General features: G+C 43.2%; 7 protein-coding genes. All 7 read right to left on the bottom strand.

Annotation, left to right across the window (positions count from 1 at the left end; all coding sequences use genetic code 11):
* Window positions 1-696 (bottom strand): vWA domain-containing protein (locus tag Q0668_RS18445; protein WP_298867315.1); only part of this gene is annotated, 696 nt, incomplete at its 3' end.
* Window positions 693-2555, bottom strand: coding sequence for an ATP-binding cassette domain-containing protein (locus Q0668_RS18440; protein WP_298867313.1), 1863 nt, complete (start codon window positions 2553-2555; stop codon window positions 693-695). The genes Q0668_RS18440 and Q0668_RS18445, both read right to left, overlap by 4 nt.
* Before the next feature lie 5 nt (window positions 2556-2560).
* The gene (locus tag Q0668_RS18435; protein WP_298867311.1) at window positions 2561-4024 is read right to left on the bottom strand and encodes a hypothetical protein; all 1464 of its coding nucleotides are present in this window, start codon (window positions 4022-4024) and stop codon (window positions 2561-2563) included.
* A complete protein-coding gene (locus Q0668_RS18430; RefSeq protein ID WP_298867307.1) occupies window positions 4021-5064 on the bottom strand; it encodes an extracellular solute-binding protein in 1044 nt (347 codons plus the stop codon). Before Q0668_RS18430 ends, Q0668_RS18435 begins: the two co-directional genes overlap by 4 nt.
* Window positions 5061-6680 (bottom strand): hypothetical protein, encoded by a 1620-nt coding sequence (locus Q0668_RS18425; RefSeq protein WP_298867305.1) that lies wholly within the window; start codon window positions 6678-6680, stop codon window positions 5061-5063. Before Q0668_RS18425 ends, Q0668_RS18430 begins: the two co-directional genes overlap by 4 nt.
* A 32-nt stretch (window positions 6681-6712) precedes the next feature.
* Window positions 6713-8359, bottom strand: coding sequence for an EF-hand domain-containing protein (locus Q0668_RS18420; RefSeq protein WP_298867303.1), 1647 nt, complete (start codon window positions 8357-8359; stop codon window positions 6713-6715).
* A gap of 61 nt (window positions 8360-8420) precedes the next feature.
* A partial coding sequence (locus Q0668_RS18415; protein WP_298867301.1) for a DUF1553 domain-containing protein occupies window positions 8421-10012 on the bottom strand: 1592 nt, incomplete at its 5' end.

Below are 10012 nucleotides of genomic sequence, written 5' to 3'. Positions count from 1 at the left end.
ATGAAGAAGCCATTGTGCTCTGTAAAAAAGGAATTTCAATTCATCCAGAATTTGTGATATGGAGCCTTCCGTTTCTGTCCCATCACTGATTAATACAATGCGTCCACGGTTTTTTTCAGGTAACATCGCGGCTGCCAGAGAAAGAGTCTGTTGCAAATTCGTAGCATCCCGGTCGATTCTTGAGTTCAATGCCTCGAAGGGAAAAGAGACGCGTGGCGGAAGCTCGACTGCCGAATTTCGTCCGAATACGACCAGCCCCGCCTCGTCAGTCTGTGGTTTTTCGGTTACCGTCTTTGTTACAAATTCCAACGCGGAATCAACCGAAGATTCCCCAATCGAATCAGAAAGATCCACCGCATACACAACAGAGATAATATCCAGCACGCGAACCGAACGCGGCTCGGCAATTAGCATGACAAACAGGCCCAGCATCAACAGACGGGAAAACAATGCCGCTAATCCTCTGCCTTTACTCAGCCCTCCATATCCAGCAACGGAAAGCCACCAAACCCAGACGGAGAACAGGATCAATACAAACGCCCAGGGACGGGCAAACAGTAAGACCCCGGAAAATTCAAGACTGAAACAAACTATGGTATAAAAGACAAGAAAAAGAACGAAAGGCAACGCGCGTTTCCATGTCACACGTAAACGCGGTCGAGGAACTAGATGATAATAAAGGTCTTGGATCTTCATGGTATCAATTTTACGATTAAACGATTGCCAGTGTCAGCTACGAATACTTCATCTTTGGAATTTACAGCAAGTCCCCAAGGAGTCGAGAATTCCCCCTGTTTGACCCCCGATTTCCCGAATCTACCTATTATTTCACCGTCTAAGTTGGTTTTGGTGATCCGCCCTGCTCCATATTCCACGATGTAGAGCTCTTCACTTTTGACATCGATTGCTATGTCATAAGGGTAATAGAGTGGAATTCCCCCCGTTTTCGTGCCTAAGATTTCCAAAAAGGTTCCCTGATCAGAAAATACCTGGATACGATTATTAATCGCATCCGCGACATAAATATTCCCTTTATGCCAAATCATTCCAGCAGTTCTCTGGAATTCGCCGGGGGCAGTACCAACTTTTCCAAATTCCAGCAAATACTCACCTTGTTCTGAAAATTTCTGGACCCGATCATTATCCCCATATTCGCACACGTAAATATTGCCAGTAGGATCCTGGACAACAGAAACAGGATAAATAAATTGACCTGGCCCCTCTCCATATTCTCCCAGCATCTTTTGAACTTGCCCCTGCGCATCAAAAAAGACAACACGATGGTAATGGGTATCTGAAACTGCGATTTGACCATTCTTTAGGAAGCAGATTCCCTCTGGTTTTCCAATTTCAGAATCAGGCATCTTCCATTGTCTGACAAGTTCGTCTTTGGCATTGTAAACGAGAACGCGTCCCGCATTATCAAGTACAAAAAGTTCGTCATTCGGTCCAACATTCACACTCCGTGGAGCGGGAACTTTGGTGCCTTCAGAGGGAACCGACCACTGTTTGATCTTAGAAAATCTGAGTTCCAGTGCGGAAGCAGAATGACAACCGCCAGCCAGAAACAGGCAAAACAGTATCATTAACAATCGAACCGAAACGCGATCGCCTTTTTGCAGGTAGGTTCGAGCAGGACGGTGATAAACAGTATGCGCTGCCTGTGAATCCTGATGTCTGATTCTGACTTCTTCACAGGATCCACTGAATATTGCCTGCTGTACTTCCCACAAACTTTTTTCATCCTTTTCAAATGTTATCTGCTCAGGACGAACCAAACTGAATTGATTGGCACTTGTATTCGCTTCAGGTTCACAGCAGAGTTCAGAAAGATTATTAATGGGACCCAGATAAGAAGCGATTTGAGATGATGGCGGATGATAATACAATTCTGACACAGTTCCAGAATAGACCACTTTCCCTTCATCAAGACAAATGACATGATCTGCCTCGCGCAATACAAGCTCTGGTAAGTGACTTGAAAATACGAGCGAGGCCTGATTGGTTTCGCAGTAACGATGAATCGCTTGCCAGTAAGTTGCCCAATGCGCCAGGTCAACGTGTACCAGAGGTTCGTCCATCACAAGTACTTTCGGCTGACTGGAAAGCGCTCGGGCAACAGATAAACGAGACGCTTCACCTTGCGACAATTGACCTGGGTATTGATTCCTGACGTTCATCAAACGAAACGAAGATAGTAAATCGTCTACTGTTTCCTGTTGTGTCGCGCGGTTGGGATGGACCAGGGCTAAGTGCTCCTGAACCGTATACTGAGGCCATAAACCCAGAGAATGCGGCACCCAAAACAGTTCCAGAGCAGGTCCCGTTTGAAAATACTGATCTTCGCGATCCACTGTTCCCTGATCAGGAGACTCAAAGTTAACGAGCAGATTCAGCAACGATGTTTTACCCGCTCCAGAGTAACCCATGACCGCAGTTGTACCTTGCCGAATTTCAAGATTGACATCTGACAGACGAACGCCGGAATCCCAGTTCTTACTGACATTCTTCAGCGACCATAATAATGAATCAGATCGTAGAGTTTCAGTAGCCATTTAATTTAAACAGTCTTATTCATAGTTGAGCGGTCTGAAACAGTCATCCACAGTATTCTTACGATTGGAAAAAAAAGAAGACTGATTAAAACGGGTATGCAAAAGTTGAGAAAAGTCATCGCAGAGAGAACCGAATTCTGCCCATAGTGCATCAAACCGTATAATCGAATTGAGGAAGTCATCGTATTATTGGGAGCCAGAATCGAACTGATCGTAACGTCCCAGTAAGCCCAGAATGCCAGCAAGACAACGGCCCAATATTGCATTTTACCGTTCACAGACCAATGTAGATACCCTCCACTCTGTGACTGAGTTTGATTCTTGGAGAGACTCAACAATCTCGTCAGATATAAAGAGTCGTTTTCTTGAGACGCGAGAATGATGAGCTTTAAAAAAACGGCTCTGGGAAAAAGAAAGAGCACTAACGCAATAAAGAATGCCAAAGGAGTATCGTATAGCCAATGGCCTGAATCTGTTAAGAATAAATTTGCCATGACGATTGAAAGAGTCAGGGAACCGCAGAGCCCAGGCAGACAAAACAGAAAGCCTAATAGCTTGAGATGACGTGGTTGATTTCGCGAAAAAAAGAAGGAAGCCAATCCCCATGCTCCGATCGCAGATGTGACACCATAAACCAGTCCCCAGATACATTCACGCAGAGTCTCCGTCAATTGTAATTGATTCTGGAACAAGCTACCCAGTGAAATCAGACCGCCCCAGCCTGTCAGACTGAACGGAATCACAACGACGACAAAAAAAGCAGTCAAAACATAACCCCAGGACTGCACAGTCGACAAAAAAGAAGATTGTTTTACATTGGATAGCAGATCTAATCGTGGCTGAAATTGAATGCGAGTTAAACAATATAAAACACCGGCGATAACAACTAGCTCGATTAACAATGGTCCAGTCAAAAATGATATTGTTTCGGAAATCGGAACGCCTCCCGCCTGCGCGTCAAAAACCCACACCATCCATGAATCTCGATAAATTAATGAAGCCATTTCAAATTCCTGAAATGCCAGCAGAAATAACAACACTCCTACAGGTAAAGACGGCAGCAGATGTTTCCACAGAAAGAAACTCCAGTGAGTTTTCAGATCGGAAAGTGGAGTCGAATTTGAATTGACCGATTTTCGAATATAATCTGCCTCTGTTGAAATGAACGGAGAAGAAAAATAAAAGCAGACAATGCCCACGGGAACAACTTTCAGCAAAACGAGACTGGAATAAATCAGTTCAATTAATAGAGGGTAATGTACCAGTTTTAATGAAATCAAAGACCATGCATAACCAACAATCAATTCCGGAACCAGAAAAGGGGTCAAGATCAGAATCAGCAATAGAAAAGAACGTTTTGAACGACCAGCATTAATCAGATGTGACAAATGTCGGGATAATAAAACTCCCAAAATCGAAATAATCAGACTGCGCAACAGTGTCACGCCACAAATTGTGGCCAGGCTCATTTCACATACTCCGATTTAAGCCAGGCCAATGTTTTCGCTCGCTGAGTGACTAGATTTGATAATGGATAGGCTTTCTCAATAGTACTTTGAAATTTTCTGACTGTTTCAGGAACGTGTGTCCAATCGACTTTTCCCAAAGGAATTTGGCGCGACTGGGATCGCGCCAGTTTGAGTTCTACTTCTTCTGAAAGTAAATAATCCACTAATAACTCTGCCTGTTTTCGCTTTTTCGTTCCTTTAATAATGGCAACACTATTCGGAATTAGAATGACGCGGCCATCTACCGTTACTGGCAATGCAGCAACGGGGCTGTCTTCATCTACCGCCACAAAATAATCGTCTGTATCGGTAAACCCCAATGCACAGGCACCGCTGGCGACCAAATTTTTTACACTGGCATTTCCCGATGTTTCCTGGATCTTTCTTTTCTCAAGAGAGTGATGCCATTTTTTTAACTCTTCCAGGCCCCATGCATCACAGAGCACCGTATAATGCGTTAATGTTGTCCCATAGAGAGGCTTTGCGATTGCCACCTCATTCAAAGGACCTGACAATTTCTGATCGATGCTCTCTTTCGAGGCATTTAATTTTTCTGTGTTTGTAATGTAAACTCGAAGTCGCGCTGCAAAACCGGTCCAATAACCGTCTTCATCTTTAAATTGATCAGGAATCCTGCTGTAACCCTCCCCTTGATAGGCTTCCAGTAACCCCTGCTCCTTCAAGTCAACTGTACCAAGAGTTTGATTATTCCAGAAAACATCACAACGAGGATGATTTTTCTCCCGAATAATCAGATTAGTTAATCCCAATGATTTCGTCGCTTCGGTATCAAAGCGTGGTTCAACTTTGATACCCGTTCTCTGCTCAAATGCCTTCAATATTTCTTCAGAAAACACAGCGTCATGTGCACAATAAACAACGAGCGCATCTTCATTCTGCTGATAAAAAAAGAATATTCCGATGGAGATAATGGCAACAAGTTCTACCATTGCCAGGATGAACCATCCGGAAAAAAGCCGCCCCCTTGTTTTCTGATTCATTTCTTAGATGATTTTTCTACTGGCTGTTTCTCTAATGAATTGAAGTACTTTTTGATCCCTTTATGATAGCCGGGAGGAATTTGCTCTTGAACAATTGCTTCGCTCATACCCTGTTTGATTTTGAGCAAACTATTGAACTGCTTTTTTGCTTCGCCACTATCGCTGAGCCCTTTGGTTTTGAGCGAGAGAAGAACTTTACCAGCGGTAATAGCCGACTTTGATTTCTCTGTTTTAAACCCTGTCTTCGATGAGTCATCTTCGTCCACTTTACCGCCTCCACCTTGACCTTCACCACCCGTTCCCTCACCGGACATCCCCCCCATCAGCTCGGCATAAAGCTCTTCATAATCTTCCAATGTCAGGCAATTTTCACATGCTTCACCATCCAAACCGGATTTCGCATTCGCTTTTTTTGCCATCTGTAATACTTTGAGGGCTTCTTCCAGCTTTTTCATATCTTTAGCGGATTGTGCGATCTCCTTTAATTCCATTTTAGCAAGATCCATTGACTGCATTGCTTCCTTTAATGCTTCTTCCGAACTGAGCCCTTTCGCTTTTGCCATCTGCATTTGCTTCATTGCCCGCTTTAGTGCAGCAGCCATCGCTTTAGAATTTGTTTGTTCGCGCGCAAATGACTCCATTTCTTTCATTTTTTTCTGGATCTCATTTTTCAATTGCTCACGTTTTACAGGATCTGTTTCTTTCATTAATCGCTTAAGCTGCTCTTTTAATTCATCCATTTCTTTAGTAAGAGACTGTGTAGAACCTTCCTGCAGTTCTTTATTCCATTTCTGCATTCCCTCATTTTTTGACATGCCACCGAATTTCTGAGACTGGTCGGTCTTGATCATTCGACTTTTCATTTTCTCTTCGGCAATTTTACGCCATTTACCACCGATTGATTTTTGATGACCGGCAAGAGTTTTTGAGTTCTGCTGTTTCTTGCCGGGAGTCATTTTTCGAAAATCTGACTTCAAGTTTTCGACAGCCTTTTTTACATCTTTTGATTCTTCATCCCCTTCGCCGGTATCCTTATTCTTCAGTTCGGCCAATCGTACTTTTGTAGCCTTCTTGGATTTCTCGAAATCTTTTGATTTCTCCTGTTCAACTTTTGCTGCCTGGAGCTCCCCAAAGGGATCAAACTGCGGCGTATACTGTAAAACTAAAAATATCACAACAATTCCTGCGCAGGAAAGGGTGATTCTTCGCGCCCAATCAAATCGGATCACATTCGCAGGCTTGATCTTCTCTGCTTTCTTTTCCGCATCGAGTGCTACCAGAGGTTTATAATTGCCCATGGATTGTTCGAGCATGGTCACTGTTAAAAACAGATCTTTCGTCTTCTGTTTTTGATCAATCAGCCTTGCCGCTTGTTCTTTAGTTGGTTTTCGAAACAGGACACAGGAAAGTAATACGGTTCCCAATAGCACGACACCTACAGATTCCAGGGGAAACCATTCTCTGAAGTAACCTGTAAATCGACTCGCTAATAGCAATACCAAATAAGCAGCCGCACTACAGACAAAAGACACGTATAACTTTCGTCCACATAAGGCCACTGCCAGACGACGTTGAACCCGCGTTATTAAATGATTTGATTTCGTCATTTTTTCCATTTTGTATTCCCCGCGTTGAACAGGATGATTCTCTACTCTTTTATATTGGCTTGTTTTTGCTTTTCAACCGCATCTGCTTCTTCAGGACTGATTAGTTGATCTTGATTAAGATCTATTTTCGTAAATATAGATGGATCAAATAAGAATTCCCGGGGTGAAATATCGCCGTCCCGATTGCGGTCCATTCGTTGAAACCATCGCGGTCCCGCTACGGTCCGTTGCACCATACGCGTCTGTCCCATTGACATGGAATTATTACGTGGAGCGAATATAAACAAATTTGGTTTTCCCAATTCGAAAGTCAACTTAAAATGTCCCCGCAACTCGGAAGTATCCAATGATTGATCATGATTGCCATCGAATTGTTTTATCCGCTGCAGGCTTTTTTTCAATTCTCGTGGACTGAGTCGCTGGTCGCGATTGGTATCCAAAATTTCAAAAAGTGATTTCCCATCATTATCAACTGTCATCACAACCTGATTCTGAATAGAAGCTATGTCTTTTATTAAAAAAGAGGTTAGCTCTTCAACCGTCAACATCTCATCCTTATTTTGATCCACTTTTTTATAATTGGTGTTGGGCAAATCCAGCTGCATAAATTCAGACTGATTTAAATATCCGTTCTTGTCATTATCGGCAACACGAAAGCGGGCCTGATAAAACCAGACAGTATTGTCAAACATATAACGTGAACTCTTAGCACGAATTTCAAAAAGTAGACTATCCACTCGTAATTGTAACCTGGATCGTGAACGCGATTCTACTTCACTAATTCGATTCGAGTTTTTTTTCAGTAGTTTCAATTGTGGACGAATATTTTGCGTGCGAGGAAGCACGATCTGCAAATCCATATCCACAACCGGATTATGCAGATAGGCCAACAGCTCGTCGTGATCAAAAAAACCATCTTGATTACGGTCATATTTAGTTAGTTTGGCAGCATCAGGTTGCTTTGATTGGAAACACTCTATTGAAAGTGCATCCTTTTTTGCATTCGCATATTCAATGTACTTCTTAAACAATTCCTGAATTGCGGCAGTCAGTGATCGATCATTATCCAATTGAAGAAAAGGAGTCTCAACGGTTTGTCGAAGAACGGGCTGAGCAATACCCGGGTTAGAAACGGCTCCAAAAGGCCTTAGCTCAGCAAGATTGAATACTTCATCCTCGTCGCGGTCATACATGAAAAGTGATTGTGAACTTGCCAGAAATTCCTGATCACTCACAGAGCCGTCGCCATTCTGATCTAACTTTCGAAATAACTCGATGACTTGAGACGTTCGGGAAGGAGCACCTGCCACCCGAAAGGCAGTTCCTTGAGCAAGATGAATATAAGCAGCGAATTCCGCAAGACTTAACCGGTTATCAGCGGGGGGAATCTCAAGTAATTTCATTCGCTGTGCGGGATTCCCCTGGTCATATCGTTTGAATCCAAAGGCAGGAAGATTTTTTATCTCCTGCAGATCAATAAATTTGTCCTGATTACGATCAAGCGAACGGAAGAGTCGTTCACTATAATCTGTCGTCGTAGAACGAAAATTACCTTTGTCAACCAGCAGGCTGAGTTCGATCACAAAAGGAGCCGAGGGAGCCAATAGGATCATTCTCTGAACAGAATATTGATCTTGAGACTCAACTGAAACCGGCTGGACTTCGCCCCTTGATACACTGGTATTCATATTGAATCCCAGTATACCTGCAAGCAGCAGACAACAAGTTATTATGGTATTTTTTATCATCTCAGTGATTCAATAAAAATTCGCTACTGTTTAACAAAGCCCAAAATAGATCCGAATAAGCGTGTATCTGATTTTCGCCTGAACCTGCCAACGCGACAACAGTTTTCAGACGTTTGATTTCATCTTTTGTTGGGTAACGACTCAATACAGACAGGAAAAATGCTTCGATTTTCTGCTCGTCGTTTAGTTCTGGAAAGTCAACGATCGCCGTAAAAACATCCGATTGTTCGAGGCTCGTGGCATTTGTGATAAACGAACCATTCATCAGAGACAGTGCCTGGAGTATCGTTGCCTTGGGTTCCAGCCGATTTTCCGATTCCGACTTGAATAATTCGAATATTTCTGCCTGAGGGGAATTCGTCCCCGGACGCTGAAGAACATTATTATCGGTTGTTTGCTGGAAAAAGCCGGTTGCCTGAACCAGATTTGCAAAGATTTGTTCTGCGGTTAAAGCACGTGTCGGCATTTTTCCATACCATTCAACTTGGGATTGGCTGGAGTCTGTTTGACGGCTGGAAAGTTGGTAAGTCTGGCTAGTGGTGATTTCACGGATCAAATATTTTAAATCATAGTCATGTTCGCGAAATTGTATTGCCAATAAATCAAGTAGTTTTGGATGGGAAGCACGATTGGTTGAGGAAAAATCATCTACGGGATCGATGATTCCCCGACCAAAAAAAAGACTCCAAATCCGATTCGCAGTAGCTTTTGCAAAATAAGGATTTTGGGGAGATGTAATCCATTGCGAAAGCTGACGTCGTGGCTGGGTTTGTTCATTTACCCATTCGGGTTGCATTCCATCAAGAAAAATGGCGTCCACTAACCGATTTGAATCAGGAATTTTTATCTGTGGTTTTCCAGCGACTTCCCTGACAAGCAATGCATTTCCAGGAGTACCAGGCTGTGACTGATCGAGATTCGAAAAGAAAGCCGCGTATTGCCAAAACTGATGTTGTTTCCAGGAATCAAATGGATGATCGTGGCATTGGGCACATTCGATCCTCACTCCCAAAAATGCCCGTGAAGTACCTGCAGCCAGATTTTCCGGTTTTAATTGCTTTGCCAGATAATACGCTCGCGGTGTCAAAACTTGTGAAATCTCAGACCTCTCACCACCTCGATTGCTATCAAATGGTACATCAATAATGTTTCTGACTATCTCATCATAGCGCGTATTGTTCAGAAACTGGGACCGCATCCATGCATCAAATTCTGGTATCTGACCACGTGCCTGAAGATCTGTAGATGTTTCTGGAATTAAAATCGCGCGCCAGATGTTCGTAAAATGTACAACAAATCCAGGACTTGCTAACAGACGATCAATCAGTTTTTCTCGTTTCAATGAATCTTGATCAGCCAGAAAAAGCCGCAGTTCGGCGACAGGGGGAATTTTTCCAGTCAAGTCGAGTGAAATTCGTCGCATAAACTCAGCATCAGTTGAATGCTGAGTCGAAATTATGCCCTCTCGTTTTTTGGCCTGATTGATGAGCAGGTCAATCTGATAAGCGAGCCGCTTTTCTGGCTGGTCGTTGGCAAATCCAGAGGTGATGATGGAATCATTGAAGCATGCCATGTAGCACATGAACACAAGCA

It is taken from the genome of uncultured Gimesia sp. (assembly GCF_937910335.1).
In the GTDB taxonomy this organism is placed as follows: Bacteria; Planctomycetota; Planctomycetia; order Planctomycetales; family Planctomycetaceae; genus Gimesia.
The sequence above is the reverse complement of the archived record's forward strand: the minus strand, read 5'-3'. Positions and strand labels throughout refer to the sequence as shown.